The following is a 21,935-nucleotide window of genomic DNA, read 5'->3' as shown; positions in this document are numbered from 1 at the left end:
CGAAAACCACGGACTCGGCCATACAAGAATTGAAGCGATCAGACATCAAGCGTCGGCCTCTTGCTGACACCGTCCTTGCCTCCCTTGAACCCGAAGCAAAAGAGTATCGCGAAGCCTATGGCATTGATCGGCTCTACTTCGTCGTGTCCGCGAATGGGCGAAAGCGATGGGAGTTCCGATACAAGAAGCCGGACGGCAAATGGTCATGGCATGGACTTGGCGCCTATCCCGACACCTCGGCCAAGCGTGCAAGGGAGAAAGCGGCGGATGCCACCGACCTGATCGAGAGCGGCGTGGACTTGGCCAATCACAAGCACTCGGCGAAGAAGGCGCAGGACCTGGCCAGCGCCAGCACGTTCCGGGCAGCGGCTGAAGTCTGGTATCAGCAGAAAGTCGATTCAGGCCTGGCAGAATCCAGCCTCGACAAGATGCGCACCTACCTGGATAAAGACATCCTGCCAGCGCTGGGTGACATGCAACTGAACGACATCCACCGCCGTGACTGTGCAGCCTTGCAGGCGAGCATCGAGAAGCGCAACGCACACAACGTCGCCAAGAAGGTGCGCGGCTGGCTGCAAAGGATCTTCAGCCACGCCATTGCCCGCGGGCTGTGCGAGAACAACCCGGCCTCTGACCTCGTCGCGATCTCAGCTCCGGCGCCGAAAACGGTTCAGTACCCTCACCTGCTTGAGCCTGAATTGCCTGAGTTCATGAAGAGGATGAGGAACAGCAAAGCCCGCCCTGTCGGTAGAACGGCCACATGGCTAACAATCTGGACCGCAAGCCGTCCCGGCATGGTACGGCATGCTGAATGGCGTGACATAAATCTGGACACTGGGACGTGGGAGATCGATGGCGAGCGCATGAAGATGGGGCGTGACCACATCATCCCACTGTGCACGCAGGCTGTCGCAGCGCTGAGGGAGTTGCACGCTCAGACCGGACGCCATCGTTACGTGTTCCCCGGGGTTGGGCCAAAGAACGCAATGATCAGCGAGGGCACCATCAATCAGGTGCTATCTAAGGTTGGATATAAAGGAAGACTGGTAGGCCACGGAAGTCGACACACAGCAAGCACGCTGCTGCGTGAACATGATTGGCCGAAGGATTATGTCGAGGCTCAGCTCGCGCATAAGGAGGAAGGGATGGCAGGCGTCTACAACAAAGCAGCCTACCTGAAGCAGCGGCGGGAGATGATGCAGTGGTACGCGGACTACCTTGACGCTCTGGCCGAGGGGATGACCCCGGCCATGCGCGAAGATTTTGCCGCGAGAGTGATTTAGTGAAGGCGCGTAGCCTTCGTTTATGAAACAGAGGCCGGAAGCAAACTCGCAGTACTCAGCGCGATCCGAGTGGTGTCAGGCGTGAAAATTTGCCAGCACCATCCGGATGGAACCCTGAATACGAGTGGGCACTGCGATGTTGCAGGAGTGCTCACGGGTCCCTCATAAGCGCCAGCCATCTCAGTGAGGGTGGCCGGCGTTTTTCCAACTCGGATCCTGGCCTCAGCCGCGACAGTTGTTGTAGGAGTGAGCGTTGCTGAAATATGCACGTTGACCGGCACACCATAGGTATTGGTGTAGGTGTTGTTCGGAGACTGAGCAAGTGCCGTCGGAATAACACCGGCATTCGGCCCGGCGGTCTGCATGCTGTTCATGCCGCTTGTCTGGTTGTCGAAAAACGATGCTCCCGTTTGAAAGTTGTTTCCTACGGACACGGCGTTGCTGCCACCAGGAGCGACAAGCGCAATCGGAGTCGACGAGTAGCGGCAATAGAAGTCGTTGAATGATCCGCGAATCTCCACCCCAGATCCGCCGCTGGTGTTTCCCTCCATCGCAATCACGTTGATCTGGTTGTTATTCGTGTTGTTATCCAGTCCATTTGTGTCTCCCAGAATCATATGCTGGAAGTTGGTTATCATGTTTTGCACCGTAATCCGGTTAACCTGCACCGCACCAAGCGCTGCGTCGGCAGACGGGGCATAGACGCCAATCCCGTTATAGGCGATCTGGCCAAGGATGATGTCGTTGTCCTGGATGTGCTGACCAGAGAAGACGTTGTTTGAAGAGTTCAGGAAAACGCCATAGCCCTTAAAGGCAATAACCTGATCAACTCTTACGCGAGAAAACTGGATCGACCGCATTTCAATCCCGCTCTGGGCAGCGGTGATGCCCGTAGGGTTCCCGGTGTTACCAATGGAAGGGTTGCAGCGCAGACCTGCGAAGTAGAGGTCGTAAAAAGTATTGGTACGCGTGGGAACAACGCCGCCAACAAGCACGGCCGAACTTCCGGGAACGGTGCAAATGAGAGGCCCATTGATTTCCAGCTTGATCGGGCAAGGGATCTTCAGCTGGGCGGTGATGTAAAGCGTTAGTCCATGTGGAGAGACCACCTTGTAGATAGGCCCCTCGGCTGTAGCAGGGTTCTGAGCAATCGCCCAGTCGATGGCCGCTTGAATGGCTGGCGCATCGTTTGACGAGGATCCGAGCGCACCAAAGTCGCAAACGCTGATGGTGCTGTTGAACACTTTTCTCTTCCAGCGCCCACCATCAATGGCAACGACAACGGTTCCGTTGTTATCAGTAGTGGTTGTATCGGTAGGGTCGTAATAAAAAAGCCCACCCCCACCAAGCTTGGCGGTACTGTGATCCATCACCTGAGCGATCTGATTTCTTGAAGATGAGAGAAGCCGCAAAGCCGCAAGGTTCGCCACCACCCTTGCGTTGCTGAACCTCAGAAAATCGAATAGCGTGCCACCGTCGTAAGCTATTCCTGTGGTGTTGTTTACGAGTCCGCTCACGCTATCGATGTAACTTCCGACCCATCCACGTGTCACAGCGTCCTGTTGGGCAGTGGGATCGCCGAGGTTGGCAATCCTATAGCCCTGGGCATCGAAATAACTTTTGCCAAGTGGGCGCAGCAAGGCGCGAGAAAAAATAGATAACCCTTGCTGGATAAGCATCGTTAGGCGATCAAATACATTCTCCTGAGTCTCTGCCAAATAGCGACCCTGATTGCGCAGATCAGTTTCCTGCGTGGGAATAAGAGATCTATCAATCGCAAGCGAGGATCCACCTAAAGCCAGGACTCCTGCAGCATAGGAGGAAGTCAGCGTCCCACCTTCTGCGTTGTCTGTACCCGTGACCGTGTACTGGGATCCGAGTGATAGCGTTTCTGTCGTCTGATCTGGTCTAACGAGGGTAACGACCAGATCCTCATTTTCCAGAAATCGGAATGGCACCGGAAAGGCAGGGCCTCCGGACGCGTACTCAACCGAGCTTTCAGTAGTCGATACCGTCAATTTTCAATGCTCCAGAAATGCAAAAACCCGCACAAGGCGGGTTCTTTGGGGGGGGGTGGTATTCTTCAGTCGGTCTGCTGGATGGCGAAGACGTTGACGGCCACAGAGGCAGTGACCGGCGGGTTTAGCGTAAGCGCACCTAGGGAGATAGTCAGGTTGACCAACTGCCTGGTTACCTTGATGGTGCAGCCATTGATATCGCACGCTGTGACGCGGGCCTTATAGACGTAGGTCGTATCGCTGGTAACAACCGTGGGGTCCGGCATGATCGGGACGTCGCTGAACCGCCCAACGGGCCAGGTCACAGTCAAGGTGTCGGGCGTGCCTGCTGGGGTTAGGTGCTGCTTTGCATAGCGCGGCACTACAGTGCTGTTGATGGTGGCTGGCGTAGTGAAGCCCGAGTCGTTCAAGAGCTGAGAAAGCCGGCGAACGAGCTGTCCGAAGATTGAACTGCTGGTTACGTCCATGATCAGCTCCCCCAAAACATCGTGGCCGTGCCGCCGGACACGCCAGTCAATCGACCGCGCACCATGGGGAAGAAAGTCTCAAAGGTTCCGCCATCCGTGGCATAGGCATTACCAGAAGCTGCCAGCGTGGCAATGTTGATCCAGCCCTGACCATCGTGCGACCCCTCAAGAACAGCATTGGCCGACACTGTGCCAGCCCCAGTTACAGATAGCTGCAGACTCATCTTCAACGACTGATTCACCGTCAACGCAGCCGATGTGACGGGTACTGCCGAGTTGATTAGCTGGGGCATGACTTTCTCCTTGGTAATAAAAAACCCGCCGAAGCGGGTTTATTGAAGATCTACCGATCATTCCTTGTGTCTTTTTAGGTAGGTAACAGCATCGGCGAATTGCTCGGCTTGCTTTAGCGATCTGAGTCTGACGGTACGGATTTCTGATCCATCCGCACCACGAAGGACAACGGCAAATCGGTTGCCCTTCATCTTGTGCTGGTACACGCCAGTGTCAGCAATAGAATCAAAATAGATTCGCTGGCCCGCGGCCTTGGTAACGTATGTCGAATTACCTGCTGCGATCACAGAGTCACCAAGCGGAGCGGCGCTACCAAAGCTTGAACCCCTCGATACTATCCCGTCTGAAAGCAGGATGAAGTCAGGCGTTACGCTGACTGACTCTGGCCTGGTCTTGCCAGTGTCTTCGTAGAAGGCGCGCTCCACGACTTGAACGGCGGCTTGACGATTCATCGAATCGCCAGCGGGTGAATAGTCGACTCGCTTATGACCGCATCCTGCAAGCGCGGCCATCAGGAACAACGCGACAATAGCTTTCTTCATGGTGAATCCCTTCGGTGGCTTTGGCGCACTATAGCGAGCGCACGCCGCGGCTGAACACCCCTTCACCGTGCGATTCCAAGGGGGTCGGCGTAGCTCTGAGACGGGCGAATCAGGAACGTCTGTGCGTTCTGCTGTTGAATGCGTTGCTCAGTACGGCGCAGCGATCCTGGATTCATGGCTTCTTGTACCGAGAACAGAAACAAGTGATCCAACGCGATCCGGGTGTAGAACAGGTTCAGGAACGGCGTATTGTTCAGCGCCAGGCGAAACGCCGAGGATGAAGCATCGTCACCGTTGCGGATGTTGTTCCAAAGGTTTGCCGCGTTGGCAGCGGTACCAAGCACCGGGCCTGCCGCTGATTCCAGCGCGGTGTTGCCAAAACGGCTGGCCTCACCAAACAGGTAATCACCAAAGATGCCAAGTCCACCGCCTTGCGCCATTGCGGCCACCCACGTTTTCGGGTCTTCAGGATCGCGCGGTGTGCGTCCTTTCGCCGTGTCCTTTGCCGCCATCGACAGGTAGCCGAAGGCAGTTGTCCACAGCATTAGCTGTGCAATGCCCAGCTTTTCACCATTCCCGTTGCGCAGTGCCGCGACCAGGTCTCGACCGCCACGGAAGTTTTGCGACAGCCCAGTCGGGGCGTACCCGCGCCCATACAGCTCGCGCCCCAGCGTCTTCTGCATATAAGCAGCAGGGAAGCTCTTGAACTGGGTAACAAAGCGCAACAGATCGCCGGGAATGGTTCCGGGCTGCGTACCTTGGTTCATGATTGAACGGGTTCGCGCATCAGGCTCAAGGACGGCGTAGGTTACGCGGTCGTTGACGTAAGTTCGCAGCGATTGCTGGAGGTCGGCACGCACGTCGCGCACGGCGCCTTCACTGACAGGTCGACCTACCGATGCCAAGTAGTTCTGGATTTGGTCGCCAGGAATGCTGGCAACGCCATCTGCGGTCATGTACTCGCGGCCGTCAGCCATTTTTGTATCCATGCCGCGCAACAAATCCCACTTGCCCTCATCAAGTCCGTACAGGCTCAGGGCGCGGCGGTAGTTATCGTCCAGCCGAGCCCAGCCGCGCCCTTTGTTCTGTGCAAGGTTGTGGGCCATCATCAGCCCTGCACTGGCCTTGTTGGCGTCGGTCCACCACGACAGGCCGTTCAGTTTGAAGAACAGGCTCATGCCGCGTGACATCTTGCCACCCACCGAATCATCGGCAGAGAAGCGGCGCATGATTTCGCCGCGCATAGAGTCGGCGTACACGCCAAAGCTCGCCAGGATCTCGCGTTGCTCGGCGGTGCCGCGCCCCTTCAGCAGACCACCAGCCATTTCGCCTAGCGAACCCAAGAACGATTTGCCCTGATACCGGAACTCGCTCGCGGCAACGGGCAGGTCGGTGAAGCTGGAGAGTAACGCGCCCCCCAACTTTGACAACGACTGCCACGCACGAACGTTTGCCGCGATGCGAGCCTGTGTGGCGTTGCCGGGGATGCGGGTCTGCCCGCTCACCTCTTTGAATCGGTTGGCAACCGTACCGCGAGCTGCGTCATTGAAGTTCTTTAGCGCATCGTTGTCGCCGGCTTTTCTGACATCCTCGCGCAGCACATCGACCACCATGTTCAGATTGGCTTCCGGATTGGTGCCCAGTCTCCGCATCAGGGCGGTGTTCTGTCCTGACATATCGAGACCGCGCAGCACGGCCTCACGCAGGTTGCCGGTACCGTAGAGCTGGTTGTATTCATGCCAGGCCACGCCGTCTTTGAAGTGCAGGACGCGCTCTTGGCTGATCTTCTTGGCCAAGTTCGCAGGGCCTTTAAATCCATTCGGCGCCTGATCGCTTGGCGACTTCAGATGGTCGCCAGACTCAAGGCCATTGAAGACATTGCGCAGGAACTGATTCACATTGGTAACGCCTTCAAACGTCGAAGGGTCAAGGCGCGGTAGGATGTCCTGTGACCACTTGTCAAAACCAGCTGCGCCGATCTTCTCGCCATCATGGCTTTGTCGTGCGATGTAGCCCGGAAGTTTGCCAATGCTTGCGCCAGCGCGATTCGCATCAATGCGGGTCGCCTCCTGGTACTTCTGGATCAGGCGGGCAATCTCGACCACCTGCGGGTTAAGTTTGCTGGTGTCGAGATCCTTTCCAATACGCCACAAAGCGTCGGCGATGTCCTGGTCTGAATCGCCCTTGGCCAGAACGGCGGTAAGGTCTGCGCGATCAAGATCGGCCAGCAGGCCACCTATGTAGGCATCACCCAACGCCTTCTGCTCGGCAGCGATCGATGATCGAGAGCCCTGACGGGCGACGTTCGTTCCCACCAGCAGAGATTCAAGGCCAAGGTCTGGCCGGTCAGCGAAGTTGCTGCGAACGAAGCTGATAGCTTGCGCCCGAGCCTTGGTATTCAGCAGCGCGTTGCGCTTTTCGATGATCGCAGCGTATTCAGCCTGACGGGCCAGCTCATCAGCGGCACGCAGTGCAGCCTGCTCGCTGCTCAACGAGCCCTCGCGAGCCATGATCTCCGCTTGGCGACCACGCAACAAAGAGAAGATTTCCTGAATCTCATTGTCTTCAATATCGCCCACGGCAGCGCGCACCGCGTCGGCGCAAGGGCTGATGCCTGCTGGTAGCTGAGCCATTAACCGTTCCTCAATTCGCAGACTGCCGCAGCCTTATAGGCCTTGGAATATTGTTCGGCTTTGGCGGCATAGGCATCAGCCGCCTCGTTCAGGTCGCGCCCTATGTCTTGCACGGCTTGCCTGGCTTCGTCGTCGAGCTGTGAAAGCAAGTCGTTGACGTGGGCCTGCTCATCGGCAAGCGCGGCGCGAGCCTCGTCCAGGTCGTCACGCGGTTCGCCTATGGCGTCGACGCGCTGGCTCTCTGCGGCCCCGGCAGTATCCACCCGGCGCGCCTGTGGCTGGCGCAGAGCATCCATGGCGGCAGGCGCTTTCACTGGATCTGCCAGATCAAACAGGTTCTGCACATCAACGTCGCGCCCGCTTACGGCCTGAGAGACCGCGCTGCGCAATGCGGCTTCCCGAGTCGTCCAGTGCGCTTGCGCTGCGGTTTCGCTGGCCGTGGCAATGGCAGAGCCCAGTGGCCGCTGCTGGAAACCCTGCATGATCTGCCGGGCTCTAGCTTCGATTTGCGGGGCCAATCGCTCTGGAATCTCCCCGCGATACAGTCGACCGATATCATCGTCGCTCAAATTGCCAGATCGAACTCGCTCTAACTGGCCCTCAATCTCTGCCTTACGAACCTGAATGCGGTTCTTCTCTTGGGCAATGTAATCCTTGGCAGCCCTTGTGGTTGAGCGATCCTCGCCTGACCTCGGCAAGTCCCTTTCGCGATTAGAAAGTCGTATGTATCGATCTGTCAGGTCAAGACTTTCAAGCCTTAGATCTCTGGCATTAGAGATGTATTCACTTGTTGCTGATGGCCTTATTTCATCAATGGCCTGTGCCTGCGCGCTCTGCCGAAGGTTGGCTTCGTCGGCCTCCAGTCCGCGCTGCAACGCTGCGCGCAACCCCGCTTCAGGATCGGTATCAAGCAGACGGCCTACATCGACCGACCGGGCCTGGGATGCCGGTGCGCCACCTGGTGAGTCATTTAGAACCGTGTCGACGCGGCTTTCTGGCTCTACCTGGCTGAGTCGACGGCGCAGCGCATCAGATACAGCGCCGCCAACCGTGTGCAGTCCGCCACCCAAAACGCCGCCCATGGCGATGTTGGCCAGCGAATCGGACAAGCCGTATTCAGTCTGATCCTGCTGGGCGGCAAGCAAAGGCAGCGGTTCAAGGATCGCAGCACCCACGGCGCCATCGGCTGCGCCGACTCCAGCGCGAATGCCAGCCCTGCCCAATGCGCCAGACGCACCTTCCAGCAGTTGTGCATAACGCGCCTCACCAATCACCGGCACGAAAGCAGACGCGATGTTCAGAGGATCGAGCAGCGAGGCGCCGAGACCGGCAGCGATCTGAGCAGGCAGCGTGCCCTGTCCAGCTCGGGCCATAACCTGTTGACGGGCGACCTGCTCACGCTGGCGCTCTATGAGGATGTCCAGCGCACCTTGGCGAATGCCTTGATCGGGGATCTTCAGGTCAAAGCCCGCGGCCTTTGCTTGGTCACGCGCCTGACTCGCATCGATCAGCGGCGTTTCTGGCTCCTGCCGCCCGGCGTTCTCAGCCAGGTAGGATTCAGGCCCCATGACAACAGCCCGCCCCTGCTCCTGTGTATTGAGAGATTCCATACGGGCAAGGGCGGTTGATGGGTTTGTGCTGAATGCCTCATCGAATGCAGCACTCGCCACGTCGCCAGAGTCGGCAGGAATATCGAGCAGCGTCCGCCGATCAAGCGTCAGCGCATCACCGGCATAGATCGTCATGGTGTCACCGTCCACGGATACACGACGTTATCCTTAGCCTTGGTGATTTTCTGGCTTTCAGTCTGGAGTTGCTGCCAGGTGCGCTGAACCAATCGTCCGTCCTTGTCACGCAGGGCGTAGCCGTTCAGGGTCAGGGTCAAACCAGTCTCATCGCCATTGGTTACCCATTCACCGTTGTCGCGAACTGCCGACTCAAGCTGGCGGGCGTTTTCCTCTGGTGTCACACCACGCAGCCCAGGCAGCGGAGCAAGATCTGCTGCGCTGATATCGTCCAGCGCACGACTTGCACCGCGGCGAATTGATCCAGTGTCCAGAGCTTTAGGCACGCGGTACGTGTCGAAGAAATCGTACTTGTCGTTCACCATCCCGGCGGCGACTTTCTGGGCGGCCTTGTCAGGCGACATGCCTTGCAGCACGTAGGCCGTGGCCGTACGCACACCAGCGTTGTACATGGTGGCGTAGGTATCGATGCCGCCTGCCTGACCGCGCAGGGTCTGAGCGAAATCGGCCATGGCCGAGGCAACGTTCTGTTTGATCTGGTCGGCCTGTCCCTTTTGCAGGCCCTTGTTCAGCTCCTCGTCCTTGACGGGGGCCACCGCCGCCATGCGCTCGGCCACGTCTTTTGGCAAGCCGGTGGCGATCACTTGAGCCTCTGACGGCAGCTTATTGCCCAACTGGCGAACAACAGGGCCAAAGTTCTTGCCGAACTGTTGTTGCATCTGCTCGATCAGTTGAGCAGCGTTGTCGCCCTCACCGCTTGCCACCTGGTTATTGAAGTTGGCGGCGATCTGCCCAGCCATTGCGTCTGGGAGCAGCTTTATATTCTGAACGCCCTGACGGCGCTGCTCAGAGGCTGAGGCGTTGAAATACGATGTCCAGGCATCAGCAGTGTTCTGCTGCTGCGCATTAAGTAAGGCTTGCCGAACCGGCGGCGCATATTGCGCAACAAATGCTGCGGGATCGTTTTGCCGCTGCTTCTCCAGAGCACTATTCACGTTTGTGAGGTGCTGAAAAAGCTGATTCTTCTGTGCAAATCCTTCACCCGCTACGCCATCGTCAGCAGGTTTGAAGTTGTCCAAAATTTCCTTGCGACCAGCCGCGTCGGCCGTGGCGAGCCCGTTGATAGCTGGCGCGATAGCCTGAACGCGCGAAAACTCTTCGTACTGCTCGCCCCCTTTGTCATTGCCATAAGCCGCATTGAAGTCCGCCCTGTTCGGCGGATTGGCGAACTGGAAACCCTGGCTATAGGCCGCGCTGGCATCTTGAACGCGATCATGCAGCTCGGCGCGGGCAATCGCCTGCAGTTGGCGCTGCTCGATCAACCGTTGACGCGCTTCGGCTTCCTCGCGGCGCTGCGCTTGCTCGATGGTGCTGCTTAAGCGGATCTGCGCTTCAGCGTTCAGACCGGTCTTCGAGGCTTCGTAATACTGCTTGGCCTGAGCAGAGCTGCCGTCAGCCATACGCATGATTGCGCCGGACAGAACCTTGCTGCTGGCGTCGATACGGGCTTGCTCCAGGCGTTCAGGCGACCACCCGTTGCGCTGGCCCTGTGAGTCGACAATCGCCAGGGCTTTATCGCGCTGCTGCCCGATCTGTTTGGGATCACTGTAATTCAGGGTGGCAGTGTCGATCGCAGTGCTGATGGCGGCCGTATCGGTCTCGTCCTGGTACCTCTGGATCTGGCCGAACTGATACTGGCTTGCAGTGTTCATCAGCGATTCGCGCTTACTGGCTGCGAGCGCTTGGAACCGCTTGCGTTGGGCGTCATTGTTCAGCGTCGAAAGCGTGTCCTGCACGTGCTGGTCGTACGCTGACAAGGTGCTATCAACGGCACCGATGGCGTCCTTGCCCTTTTTGGCGAACAGGCCGGTCTGCTGGTTGTACAGCAGATCATTGGTGTTCTTCGTGAGACTGGTATCGGCGCCGATAACTGCTGTGGTGTCGGCCTCCTGTTTCTGCTTTATAGCCAGATCTGCAGCGACCTCGCCGACCTGAGATAGGCCGCGCTGCAATCCGGATGTGTCCACGAACTGCGGCGTTGCCCGAACGTTGGGCAGTCCCTGCTCTGCAACTCTCCGCTGGTACTGTTCGACTCTGGCCATTTTCTTAGCTCATCGCACTGTAAGCCTTCGCACCTTGTGCGCCGGCGGATAGGAGGGAGCCAAACATTCCTGCCTGACCGGATGATCTGGCATTTTTCGCGGCCAGAATGTTTTGCTGTGATTGAGTGCGGTATCCCCAGGCTTCGCGTGCAGCGTTGTTGCGGATGGTCAATGCATCAAGCTCGCCAAGCGCAGCCGTATCGTCTTGGATGTTCGCCGCAGATCCGCTGTTCACGTCGACACCGTTGGCAGCGAAGCCAGCACGCTGAGTGCCGATTGTTGCGCGGGTTTGCAGGCGTTGTTGATCCGACTCAAATTCACCACGCCTGATCGCATCATCTGCGGCCTGGTCGGCGTACGCGGCGTTCTGAAGGTTTGCCTCTGCAGTTGCATTGCCCTGCGCTTGGCTTTGCTGGGAGCTCAACAGGGCGGACGCCCCCATGGCGATGAACGGAATCGCGGCTACTGCGCACATTTGGCGCCCTCCATCTGGAACGGTAGGAATGGTTCGCCGTGCACGCCATATGGCACCGCAGGCAGGAAAGTGAAGCCCAGCCACTTCAGCCAGCGGATGGCCAGAGTGTTGCGGGCGTCGACAAGATTGATAAGAGCGTGGTGACGGCTGCGCATGGCCTCGATCACAGACCTGCACTCACCGAGAAACTGGCGCCGGTACTGCTCGATCCAGACGCTGCTGGCCATCCAGGGCAGGCCGTACACTTGGTCATGGCTGCTGTCACCGAAGATCGCTACGACATGGCCGTCAACGATGCAGGCTGCACAGCTGACTGAGTTTTCAATTGCGTGCCGGACTTCCTTCTCGGCAGTCCAACCACGAATGGATTCAAGCTCCAACTTGTCAGCTGGCCGCAGATCAGCCAGCAGCGCGCGGATGTGCCGCTCACGCACGGGCACCAGGTTAGCCACCGGCTTGGACATTGAGCACCACCCCCAGAATCGTGAGTGGTAGCGGGTCTGTCTGGCGGATGAATATCCGTCCCTCCTCGCTCCATTTCGCCTGGATCTCGATCTCTGCGCGACCGGTAAGCAACTTGATTGGCTCACCAAAGTTCTCGGTGCTGCGCTGCTTGTACTCGCGCAAATGGTCGGCGTCAGGCCCGGCGAAGATCCCACGACTCTCGGTACAGATAACTGTGACCGAATTGATGCGCTTGCGATTGGCAATGAACTGAGGGTTGTTCGCCATGCTGATATCGAGCGTTTCAAAGTCTGCTGTGATCGGCAGGCCGATGTGCGCAACAAGTGACGGGGCGTCCAGTCCAATCGATCCGGCAGTGACAACCTGCTGTGGGGCAACGTTTCCGTCTGCCAGGATCGAAACGGTCTTGCCCTCTAGGTGACCAAGGCCACTGATCGTCGAGGCAGCTACTCCCCACCGGGTAGCAGATACGGCGCGCAGCGTTTCAGGGACGATTGTTTGCGGAACGACCGTAACGACTGTGGATGAGGTGTAACCGGTTATAGCCACCGTCAGCAGATCGCCAGGGTTATCCCGGTCGCCGCCGCCGTAAAGAATCACGCTACGGCCAATCATTCCGGCGTCAAAAGTGGCAGCGCCGACGGTCAGCGTGAGTGGATTTGGATATTTCCAATCCGTTCCACCGCTGAGAACGGCCGTTCCGGTGCGGCGCCCGTCGTAGGTCAGGCCAGCATCAACAAAGAAAGCCCGGTCAAACCAGTAATCGGAGGTGTCATAGCGGCGCAGTTCGCGTGACGCCATCCGCTCCACGTAGCGCTTTGTAACGCCGCCTATGGTGCGCTGCACGATCGTATAGACCGCGTCTTCATCTTGTTCAGGGATCGATGCCATGGATTCGAACACTCCGTCTGTATCGTGACGGTGCCAGCTATAGACATCCTGTGCAGGCAGATACGTGAAGCCCAAAGCCACGCCGTCATTGCGCACACACCACAGCAAGCTGTTCGGCACCTGAGACAAGACCATGTCCTTGATCTCGTAGCCGCGCACCAGGTGCGAAGATAGAACGGTCAGGTCTTGCCCTTGGAATCCGTCGCTGGTGTAGCTGTAGGAGAGGTCGGCCAGCTTCTGGCCACGGGCCTGAACGTACAGCGCAGTGTTCCCGTACACAGCCGGCGGCACAGTGCTGGAGCCGATATAACTCTGGAAGATCGCCTGCACGTTGGTCGGCTTGATGCCAGTCGCATCCCCGGTCACGGTCACTTCGGCACCGGAGGTCAGCACCAGCAGCTCGCGCAACGGTACCAATGCACGGATCCGGTTCACCTGCCGAGACGCAAGCGTCATCGTGATGGCGTCATCGTCCTTGGTTGGCGTGGAAAACCCGAAGTTATGGAAAGCCCCTACCCGGCTGAACCAGAGGGTTTGCGGGTTAGCATTACTGGCACCGAACACCAGCCTTTGCTGGTAGTAGCCAACAACGCCAGGGTTATTGCCACCAGCGAAAGGGTTGTCGTAGCTGGGTGGCGTATCGTCTTTCTCAGGCGAGATATTCAGGTCGGTGAACGTGGTACTGGTGGCTTGACCGATGAAGCCAAACACGCCCGATCCGTTGTTCTCTTTGTACACGTTGTAGTGATCGGCACCGGCGACGGCAGTCCATGACAGGTTTGCCCCGGACTTGTTGTCCCACGCGGCAACCGTGGCCGCTGCTGATGGCTGAGATTCCTCCGCCGACTCGTCTGACGAAACCGCTGTAACCACGTAACGGAACTGGGTTGTCGCACCACTGCCGCCACTCAACGGAGTTGCAGTCAAGCCCGTCGGTGATGCGATCGATGGCAGGAAGCTGATTGCGGTGAGAGTCCAGTTCGTCGCGCCCAGACGCTTCAGCTCCATCGGTGCGTAGCTAGGGTGAGCAATGGTCAGCACGTCAGCCGACTGAATGAAGTTCAGCGCGAACAGATCCGTCTCGATGTAAGGCGTGGCGATCTCGTAGGCCACGCCGCCGCTCAGGAGCTGACCACCGTTCGTGTAGAAGCGCATGTACAGGTGCCCGACCTCAATCACGTAGGTCTGCTCGGTACTGAACTGGAACGGAATCAGTCGACTCTTACGGTCGCTGACCTTAGTCTCCGCCAGAAACTTGGTACCGGCACGGTTACGTGCTCCGCCTTCAGGCATGACCATGAAGTTGCGGCAGGTGCGCAGTCCTGTGAAATACCGGTTCAGGTCAACGCGTGCATAGGTCGCAGGCGCAATTTCACCGGCACTGAACGACGGCTGGATCATGTCAACCATCAGCAGCGCCCCATAATGAAGCTGGATTCAAAGTTCAGATCGGTAGTCCCTTCGTTCATAGCTGCGGCAGCAGCCTGATTGATCTGAGCCTGATAGGCGGCTTGGCAGGTCTGTGCAACGCCAGGATCTTTCGCAAGTGCAGGTGCGATCTGCGCGGCCAGATACCAGGAGAGTGCTGACACAAAGTCAGGCTCAAACATCTCTGACGATGTGACCTGAAGCGTGTACTCAAGCTTTGCGGGGTTCACGTTCGTGGCGATCAGGCTGTTGCTTGAACCGTTGATCACGCGGTATGGGATGCGCGGAACGTTCGGGCGCCTTGCATACCACTCACAAGGCCACGCCGACATCCACGGCAAGGCTGTGTTCACAATCTGCCGGACTCTCAAGCAGTCAGTGGGCATCGCGTATGCGTACTGATAGACCGGATCAGGATTCGTGGCGACCTCGGCCAAATCGGCAAAGGCTGTGGCAAACCCCCACGGATGATCACGCAAAACAAAATCCCGCGAGTTTTCGTAGAACAGGCTGCACTGCTCTGCCTGCTCGCTCGCTTCGTCCAAAGCGTCGATGCGCTGGCCGTTGCCGATATGCGACAAAGCCATGTTGCAGATCTCGACGATGCTCGACATGGGATGACCTCAAAAAGAAAAAGGCCCCGAAGGGCCTTGGTGATGCGGAAGGTGATCAGGCGTCTGGAAGACCGTCGTCTTCGTTGGTCTGATCGGGTTCGGCTGGTTTCTTGTACGGCTCGCCGCCTGCATTCAGGCGAACGGCCTCGGCTTCCGCTTCTTCACGGGTGCCGAGGAAATCGCTGAACCACTCGCCATCGGCGTCAACAATGGTCCAGCGCCCTGCTGCTTTGTGTTTGGCGGTGTACTGAGCCGATTCGTCCTTGTCGGTTTTGCCGTCCTTGACAGCGGCCTTTTCGCCGCCCGACAGGCGCTTGAGATTGGAACCAATGGTCCCGCCCTCGCCGGGGTCGTACATGACTTCCTCCCCCGGTTCGTGCAGCCGGTTGTTGATGAAGCTGTGCGCAAGCACAAGACATTTGATTGCGGCCATGGCCAATCCCCTTAGAACTGATAGCCCTTGGCGTACGCGCGGAACGCCTGGACATCTTTGGTGAGGAAGGCAGAGAACGCACCAGCAGTCAGTGGGCCGGTTGCCACGGTGTAGCGCACGCCAACGTAGCGGTTGTACTGCCCGGCAGGCAGCTTGATCGCCAGGATGGTGGTGCCGCCAGCGAGAGCGGCCAGTGCCAGCGCTGCCGATGCAAAGTGCACCGTTGGGGTGGTGGCCAGATCTGCAGTGCTGGAAGACTCCAGCGTGACAGTGACGGTTGCTGCGCCAGCAGCTGTTGCTGTGGTGTCAACCTGCACGACCAGGTACACGTCCTCACCAACACCGATGTCGCGGGTGATGTTGGTATTGACAGCGTTACCACGCGGGTACAGGTCAACGACGTTGGTGGAGACAGCCGTTGCGGTAACCGCCTGGCTGTCGGAGAACTCCAGTTGCTTATCGACGTACATTTCGGGCTCCTTAAACCACGCGGGCTTCGGTGTTGAGGATGGCGTCGACACGGCGCACCGGCACCTCACCAAACATCAGCGCAGGCTTGCCGGCGACGTTGTCGTACATGAGGGTGCCGGATGCCACTTTGTTGACGGTTTGGCGGCGCAGGAACGAGCGAATCCGGCGGTCGACGTAGAAGGCTGGAGTTACGCCAGTCAGACCTTGAATCAGCTCCAGGCCCTGGGTCATCAGGTCGATGATGTCGGCGCCGGTCGCACCGTTCTTGGTCAGGCCCGAAACATCGACGTTCGCGATACGAACGATGTAGCGCCAGTCCTTGACCGCAATGCCGCACTTCCATTGGTACTGGTCCATGAAGGCGCGGAAACGGTTGCCGTTGGCGTCGAACGCATCGCCCTCGCCCAGGTCGTTGTGCACCAGACCGGCCTGCGAGCCTTTCGGATAGATGCCGTGCACGGTTTTCTCGCCCCAGCCAATGAGCCAAATCGAGGTGTTGGTACTACCGGTACCGCCAGCATCGATGACGTTGTTGGCGGTTTGAGCTGTTGCGGTGTTCACGGTGCTGAACCGTGGAGACAGCCCCATGAAGCTCTCAGGAGTGGCATCTGCGTTTCCGTAGATAACACCGCGCTGCATGGTCTGGTTCATCGACTCAGTGAACGCGCTGGCCTCGGAGAGGCGAAACGCAGCGGTGTTACCGTTCAGCAAGGCCAAGTCTTTATCGACCTCGCCGCGACCCTCCAGGATGCCGCAAGCCTCATCGACTTGAACGGTGGTCGATTTGCTTTTTGGCACACCGGCGTTGAGTTTGCGGTACACGACATCCGGCAGGCCGGTGCGCTGGGTAACCCGTGAGCCGGTCGGCAAGTTGCCTTCGTACCACGGCATGTCCAGCAACATTTCGTTGTCTTGGGACAACAGCTCAGCAATCGGCATGATGCCGCCGCCATCCGGGTTCATTCGTTTCGCCACATCAAGCAATGTGACGGCGTTGGTTGCAAGCGTGGCCATGGAGGCAGCTCCTTATGCGAGGTTGGGGTACATGCGGTTGGCGAGCGGTTTGTCGCCGGGAACTTCGTTGGTGGTGCGGTGAAGCCTTCCTTCGGTGAGCTCCTGCCCAACCTTGTGGAAGAAGCGAACCAGTGCAGGGTGCGAGCCGAGGCCCGTTTCCTTGAGTGCCTGGTTCAACTCGGGGGTGCCGTACGTAGCCAGCGCTTTCTGCGCGATAACAACGTTGGCGTCGAACTTGGCGCCGCCGAACTCTGGGTCTGCCTTGAGCTGGCCAACCCATTCGCCCAACTGTTGCTGGCGGGCTTCGGCGAACTGCTTTTCCATGGCCTGAGCAATGCCTTGGCTGCGCTTGGCGTCGGCGGCGACGAGCTTGTCGACCTGATCTTGACTCAGGCCCATGTCCTTGAAGGTGGTGGACCACTCAGTTGCCGCTGCCTCGTCGAGCATGTAGCCCTCGGGCAGGTTGGCGAACTCGTATTTTTCCGGTACGGCTGGTGCATCAGCGGGCTTTTCGTTTGGTTTGGCCGGATCTGTTGCAGGTGGATCGGTAGGCTTGGCTGGATCACCACCCAACAGCGTGTCGCCGGCCAGTGTTGCTGCTGGCGCCGTGGCCGTTGCGTCAGGTGTTGCAGCCGGTGCCGGCGCAGCACCACCAGCAGGAGCGCCGTCAGCAGGCGCTTCGTTCATCAAGAAGTGGCCAAGTGCGCGATGCACAAACAGATTCATTGGTCTGCCTCATTCGTCGTCTGGGTGTTTTCCTGCGCCATGACCACGTAGTGGTGGGGACACAGGCGGTTGATGTCTTCCAGCAGCTTCAGTCCGCTGCTGCGCACGCCCTCGTTGAAGCTCATGACCCCGGCGTGCTGGTCGAAGGTGGAGTGAAAAACGTTGGCTCTGGCGAGTTGGCGCCAAACGAAGCGACGGCCCTTCGCGTCGGCCATCAGCCACTTGAAGTCGTCGTCGGCTTGCCTTTGTTGCAGGCGCGCCTTTTCCTCCCGCGCTTGCAGGATCTCTTCGTCATCAAACATTTAGGCTCCGGTGAGTCGGCCCAGAACGTTGTCCGGGGTTACTTGAGTTTCCGAAAGGAGCTTGGCGCCTTGGATGCCTTGATTGATCTGCTCTTGCAGAACCTGCTGCTGGGCCTGCTGTGCGCGTTGCTGACGGATCGCATCGACTTCCTCGTCGCCACGCACAACGGTCGGTACAACGCCAGCGGCTTCGGCGTACTCGTCGACCCACTGATCAGCATTGAACTTGTCCTTGGCTTCAGGGAAAGCGGCGGAGATGTTGCCGATGGTTGCGGCGAAGCGCTCAAGGCTGACAATGGCCTGAGCCTTCTGAGCCTGGGCAAGGATCGAGATGTAATCGGCTTCGATCTCATTGTCGCCCAGCTCTTCAGGCGGCTCTGGAAACCACGGCTCCCCATCGATGATGCCCTGCCAGATCGGCGCCGACTGACGGATCATGATCCCGGTTACGCGTTCGATCACAACGTCGAGGCCTTCAAAGTCAATGCGTTCAACAACCGGCCCGAGCATGGCCATCTTCTCTTCTTTGCGGGCTGCGACTTCTGTTGCGGTTCTGACGTCATCCAACTGGCTGATCATCAGGAACAAGTCAGTGAAGAACGATCGGCGAATGCGCTGCTCGATCTTGGCGATCTTGCCTTCGATAGCCTGCATCCAGCCGAAGTTGGGCTGGTAGATCGGCGCAATCTGGTTCTGGCCACCGATCATGTCGACGTAGGTGATACCACCCGGGAGCATCGACGACGGCTGGCCGCGCAATGCGGCTGGCGCTTGGAGTGGCGGATTCGATCCCATCTCGGTGATGCGAGCCGATGAGCGCTCGTACAACTGCAAGGCTTTGATGTCGCCCAGGCAATTGCGGCCAGGCCCAGTGCCGTAGCAATCACCTGGCAACGCGTCCCAGCGCATGACGGCCACTGGAAACTCGTGAAAACCTTTGTTCTCAAGAACCTTCTCAGGTGGAGATACCTTTTCCCAAACCAGCCCAATGAACTTCAGGTGCTTGCTTGCTCGGCTCTGCGGGTGGTAGTCGTCGTTCGGCTGCACCATCTGCACGCAATCAAACCAAGCATCCTGCTTGTTCTCTTTGACGGCGTTCTGCGCCTGCAGGCTGAGAGCATCAAGGCCGAACCGTTCCTGCATCTGGGCAGCAGTCAGCTTGAATTCCCGGTAGAAAGTGTTGGCCTTGCCATCAGCACCGTTGGCAACGTAGTACTCGCCAGCGGTGAACACCTCACAGCTGACAACCTTCTCGTCGTCCTGGTCGATCCAAACCGCGCCGGTACCGAACACACCCATTTCCAGATAGGCGACGTGCATGCAGTTGTAGAAGTTGGAACGCAGCAGAGCGGCGCGCTCACGCTCGGTGGCCTCGTACAGCCAGTCACGCACCGGGCCGAACTCCATCAGCTTGTGCGACTTGATTTCGAGGTTGAACCAAGGCCGTGAGCGCGACGTCTGCCCATTCATCATCCCCGCAGACAGCGAGAGAGCATCCTCTGTCGCCTCGTTGTTGATGATCTTGTTGTTGCGCCGGTCGCCCTTGTTGACCTGCTGATCGCACAGCAGGCGTGAGCGCATCGGCTGGATGAAGTCCGACAGCTCGCGCCAGCCAGGTTCCCACGATGTGCGCTCGTTCTTGAGCATGGCGAGGCGCTTCTCGCAGCGCTGGCGCAGGGTTTCAGCCATGGCTCATTGCCCCAACAGCGTTTTCGTGCCGGTCACGGTGCCAGCCGTGCTTCCGCCAAGGATTGTGCTCGACAGGCCAGCAGCGGCAGCGCGGCGGCGCTTCTCATCATCGCGCGCGGCTTGCACATCTGATGCGACGTTCGTGACCTGGTCGGTGCTGGCGTCCCCGGTCGACAGAACCTGGTCATTCGTGGTCATCAAACCGTTCTTGTCTCCGAGAAGGGACGGCAAGCCCAGCTTGTCGAGGATCACGTCGCCGCCTCGAAGCGGGTCGATTTTCTTGATCAGGTCAGCACCTGGGAGCTTGATTCCGCCGCCGCACATGGTGGATTCCTCAGTCGAAGGGGTTGTAGTCAGATTGGTGGTTCGCAGGAATTCCACTGCTGCGGTACTGCTGCTTCATCACCGGCATGGTGTATGTCAGGGCCAGTGCGTCAGCATCGTCAGGGCTGATACCGAGACGAGTCTTGATGTCTGCCTTTTTCTCCAGCGCGATCTGGTCACGCTGGTTGTGGGTGTACTCCGGGCTGGTCAACTCGGTTTCCAGCTCGGTGTCATTGCCGATGGCAAGACCGGCCCGCAGGCCTTCGCGCAACTTCCACCAGATGTACGTACGCATGTTTGCGTAGTGCCGGTCTGGCGCAGCGCTGGCGAAGTTCACATCGATGATCACGACTCCCGGCATCAGCCTGCGGAGCTGGTCGGCCACTGGACCACCAACACCAGTGGAGTCAACGAACACGGCGTCAGGGCGCTGTTCCTGCACAACCGTGCACACCTTCGCGATGAACAGCGTGGTGTCACGCGTCTCGCTGCCAGGAATGCGAATGGGCTTGATGCTCTTGGCGTCCAAACCACGACGAAAGCGGATCACGTTGTTGTCGGCGCCGCCTCGGGCGATGTCGATGCCGCAGACAAGTGCATCGTCCAAGCCGTAAGCGCCATCCCGCTTCATCGCGGAGGCTACCCAGTCGGTCGGGATTAGTTGCAAATCGGAAGCCCTCGGGAACATGCCGCGCACACGGATGCGGACAAAGTCACTGTCCTCGCCGTAGTCGGCGATCCATTTGGCGATCTGTGTCTTGTTGGTGCCGTCGACAGTTCGACTGTCAACCTGCAGGTGGCGCCAGCGGTGCTTGAACTTCGTGAAGCACTCGCGGAAGCGCCCGGTGTTCTTGGTTGGGTTGCCGAAAGCCGCCCAGATGATCTCTGTGCCTTCGTCGGTCAAGGCGCCTTCGGCCACTTCCCAAACAAGGTCGGCAATCGCTGACGCCTCGTCGAAGATCAGCAGGATTCGCTTGCCTTCGTTGTGAAGGCCCGCAAACGCCTCTGTGTTGGTGTCCGACCATGGCACGGCGTCGATACGCCAGTTCTTTTCGTGCTCCTCATCGTTGCTGATGAGCGCGGTGCCGGTCAGCCTGAACCAGTGCGAAGTGATCGAAAGCCGATTCCACTTCGCGACCTCTGGCCAAGTCTTGGTGCGCAACTGAGTCTCTGTGTTAGCCGTGACTACGCCGCGTGTATCGACGGCTGTGTCGAGCGCCCACTTGATGATCCAGGACACCAGCGCAGACTTGCCGATACCGTGGCCGCTGGCTACGGCTTCACGAATGACCTCACCGGTGTCTTTGGCCCCTGCCCGCAGTTGCTGGCCAATCGAATCAAGAACATCACGCTGCCACTTACGCGGCCCGGTCTTGTTGGCCAGCTCAGTGCCTTCCTCACCCCACGGGAACGCATACAGCACGTAACCCAACGGCTCATCAGCAAAGCTGGCTATATCATCAGCGAGCTGTTGTTCGTAATCATCGCCCTCGCTGGACACGTTCGCGTCCCTTGGCCAGGCGTGCCGCAATGCCGGTCACGTTGACGTCAACCTGCTCTTTGAAGGCGTTGACGTTCACGTGCTTGCCCAGCAGTTCAAGGTTCCGGATCTTGTCCGGCCACTTGATCTTCTTGAGGATGCCGACCATGTCCCGATCCTTGCCCTGGCCTTCAAACAGCTCGGCCAGCTCAAAGCCTGAAAGGTATTGGCGCCAGACCTTCGGCCATTTGCGCACAGGCTTCAATGATCCGTCGTCTTCCATGATGTCGATGAAGTCCATCTGGTCGATCTCGGTGAGGCGCTGCAGCACATAGTCGGCGTCGACCTTGGTGCGCTTGGTGCGCTCTTCCATAGCCGCCCGAATTGCCTCGACGATCTCCGGGTTCTGCATGAGCTGATACGCCTGATCGCCCGCATGTTTCTTCGCATAGCCCGCCCGAATAGCTGCCTGAGTCGCGTTCAAATCAACCAGGTACTCGACGACAAAGCGCCGCTGCTTGGCGGTCAGGGTCATGACA

21 protein-coding genes are annotated in these 21,935 nt (G+C 58.6%); 1 reads left to right on the top strand and 20 read right to left on the bottom strand.

Going from position 1 to position 21,935, the window contains the following annotated elements; genetic code table 11:
* The first annotated feature begins 29 nt into the window (after positions 1–29).
* Positions 30–1,283: a tyrosine-type recombinase/integrase gene (locus AC1MEK_RS06520; protein WP_480395664.1), complete on the top strand. Its 1,254-nt coding sequence runs from the start codon at positions 30–32 to the stop codon at positions 1,281–1,283.
* Positions 1,284–1,303: 20 nt separating this feature from the next.
* Here the strand turns inward: AC1MEK_RS06520 and AC1MEK_RS06515 are convergent, their stop codons facing one another.
* The 20 genes from AC1MEK_RS06515 to AC1MEK_RS06420 form a co-directional block, all read right to left on the bottom strand.
* Positions 1,304–3,301, bottom strand: a complete 1,998-nt coding sequence (locus tag AC1MEK_RS06515) for a hypothetical protein (RefSeq protein WP_480395451.1) — start codon at positions 3,299–3,301, stop codon at positions 1,304–1,306.
* A gap of 65 nt (positions 3,302–3,366) precedes the next feature.
* Positions 3,367–3,768, bottom strand: coding sequence for a hypothetical protein (locus tag AC1MEK_RS06510; RefSeq protein WP_480395450.1), 402 nt, complete (start codon positions 3,766–3,768; stop codon positions 3,367–3,369).
* 2 nt (positions 3,769–3,770) lie between these two features.
* Positions 3,771–4,061, bottom strand: coding sequence for a hypothetical protein (locus AC1MEK_RS06505; RefSeq protein WP_480395449.1), 291 nt, complete (start codon positions 4,059–4,061; stop codon positions 3,771–3,773).
* A gap of 57 nt (positions 4,062–4,118) precedes the next feature.
* Positions 4,119–4,604 (bottom strand): hypothetical protein, encoded by a 486-nt coding sequence (locus tag AC1MEK_RS06500; RefSeq protein ID WP_480395448.1) that lies wholly within the window; start codon positions 4,602–4,604, stop codon positions 4,119–4,121.
* Positions 4,605–4,666: 62 nt separating this feature from the next.
* On the bottom strand, positions 4,667–7,237 hold the full coding sequence (locus AC1MEK_RS06495; RefSeq protein ID WP_480395447.1) for a hypothetical protein: 2,571 nt from the start codon (positions 7,235–7,237) through the stop codon (positions 4,667–4,669).
* Positions 7,237–8,982: a hypothetical protein gene (locus AC1MEK_RS06490; protein WP_480395446.1), complete on the bottom strand. Its 1,746-nt coding sequence runs from the start codon at positions 8,980–8,982 to the stop codon at positions 7,237–7,239. The genes AC1MEK_RS06495 and AC1MEK_RS06490 overlap by 1 nt, the downstream gene beginning before the upstream one ends.
* A complete protein-coding gene (locus AC1MEK_RS06485) occupies positions 8,979–11,084 on the bottom strand; it encodes a hypothetical protein (RefSeq protein ID WP_480395445.1) in 2,106 nt (701 codons plus the stop codon). The genes AC1MEK_RS06490 and AC1MEK_RS06485 overlap by 4 nt, the downstream gene beginning before the upstream one ends.
* Positions 11,085–11,088: 4 nt before the next feature.
* Complete coding sequence (locus tag AC1MEK_RS06480; protein WP_480395444.1) at positions 11,089–11,559, bottom strand: virion core protein, T7 gp14 family; 471 nt, start codon at positions 11,557–11,559, stop codon at positions 11,089–11,091.
* On the bottom strand, positions 11,547–12,023 hold the full coding sequence (locus AC1MEK_RS06475) for a hypothetical protein (RefSeq protein ID WP_480395443.1): 477 nt from the start codon (positions 12,021–12,023) through the stop codon (positions 11,547–11,549). Before AC1MEK_RS06475 ends, AC1MEK_RS06480 begins: the two co-directional genes overlap by 13 nt.
* Positions 12,004–14,325, bottom strand: coding sequence for a phage tail protein (locus AC1MEK_RS06470; RefSeq protein WP_480395442.1), 2,322 nt, complete (start codon positions 14,323–14,325; stop codon positions 12,004–12,006). Before AC1MEK_RS06470 ends, AC1MEK_RS06475 begins: the two co-directional genes overlap by 20 nt.
* Positions 14,325–14,957, bottom strand: a complete 633-nt coding sequence (locus AC1MEK_RS06465) for a phage connector family protein (RefSeq protein WP_480395441.1) — start codon at positions 14,955–14,957, stop codon at positions 14,325–14,327. The genes AC1MEK_RS06470 and AC1MEK_RS06465 overlap by 1 nt, the downstream gene beginning before the upstream one ends.
* Positions 14,958–15,012: 55 nt before the next feature.
* Positions 15,013–15,390, bottom strand: coding sequence for a hypothetical protein (locus tag AC1MEK_RS06460; protein ID WP_480395440.1), 378 nt, complete (start codon positions 15,388–15,390; stop codon positions 15,013–15,015).
* An 11-nt stretch (positions 15,391–15,401) separates the two neighbouring features.
* Entirely contained in the window at positions 15,402–15,860 is a 459-nt protein-coding gene (locus AC1MEK_RS06455) for a Bbp16 family capsid cement protein (protein WP_480395439.1), read from the bottom strand.
* Between the two features lie 10 nt (positions 15,861–15,870).
* Positions 15,871–16,875 carry a major capsid protein gene (locus AC1MEK_RS06450; protein WP_480395438.1) on the bottom strand — a complete coding sequence of 335 codons (1,005 nt, stop codon included), beginning with the start codon at positions 16,873–16,875 and terminating at the stop codon, positions 15,871–15,873.
* 12 nt (positions 16,876–16,887) lie between these two features.
* Entirely contained in the window at positions 16,888–17,601 is a 714-nt protein-coding gene (locus tag AC1MEK_RS06445) for a hypothetical protein (protein WP_480395437.1), read from the bottom strand.
* The gene (locus AC1MEK_RS06440; RefSeq protein WP_480395436.1) at positions 17,598–17,903 is read right to left on the bottom strand and encodes a Bbp19 family protein; all 306 of its coding nucleotides are present in this window, start codon (positions 17,901–17,903) and stop codon (positions 17,598–17,600) included. Before AC1MEK_RS06440 ends, AC1MEK_RS06445 begins: the two co-directional genes overlap by 4 nt.
* On the bottom strand, positions 17,904–19,592 hold the full coding sequence (locus AC1MEK_RS06435; RefSeq protein WP_480395435.1) for a portal protein: 1,689 nt from the start codon (positions 19,590–19,592) through the stop codon (positions 17,904–17,906).
* A gap of 3 nt (positions 19,593–19,595) precedes the next feature.
* Positions 19,596–19,916: a hypothetical protein gene (locus AC1MEK_RS06430; RefSeq protein ID WP_480395434.1), complete on the bottom strand. Its 321-nt coding sequence runs from the start codon at positions 19,914–19,916 to the stop codon at positions 19,596–19,598.
* Positions 19,917–19,926: 10 nt separating this feature from the next.
* Complete coding sequence (locus AC1MEK_RS06425; protein ID WP_480395433.1) at positions 19,927–21,417, bottom strand: terminase; 1,491 nt, start codon at positions 21,415–21,417, stop codon at positions 19,927–19,929.
* Complete coding sequence (locus AC1MEK_RS06420; protein WP_480395432.1) at positions 21,398–21,931, bottom strand: terminase small subunit; 534 nt, start codon at positions 21,929–21,931, stop codon at positions 21,398–21,400. The genes AC1MEK_RS06425 and AC1MEK_RS06420 overlap by 20 nt, the downstream gene beginning before the upstream one ends.
* Between the last annotated feature and the right edge of the window lie 4 nt (positions 21,932–21,935).

The sequence above is a fragment of the Pseudomonas sp. 2 genome, from assembly GCF_056627435.1.
This window is presented reverse-complemented; position numbering and strand designations above follow the sequence as displayed.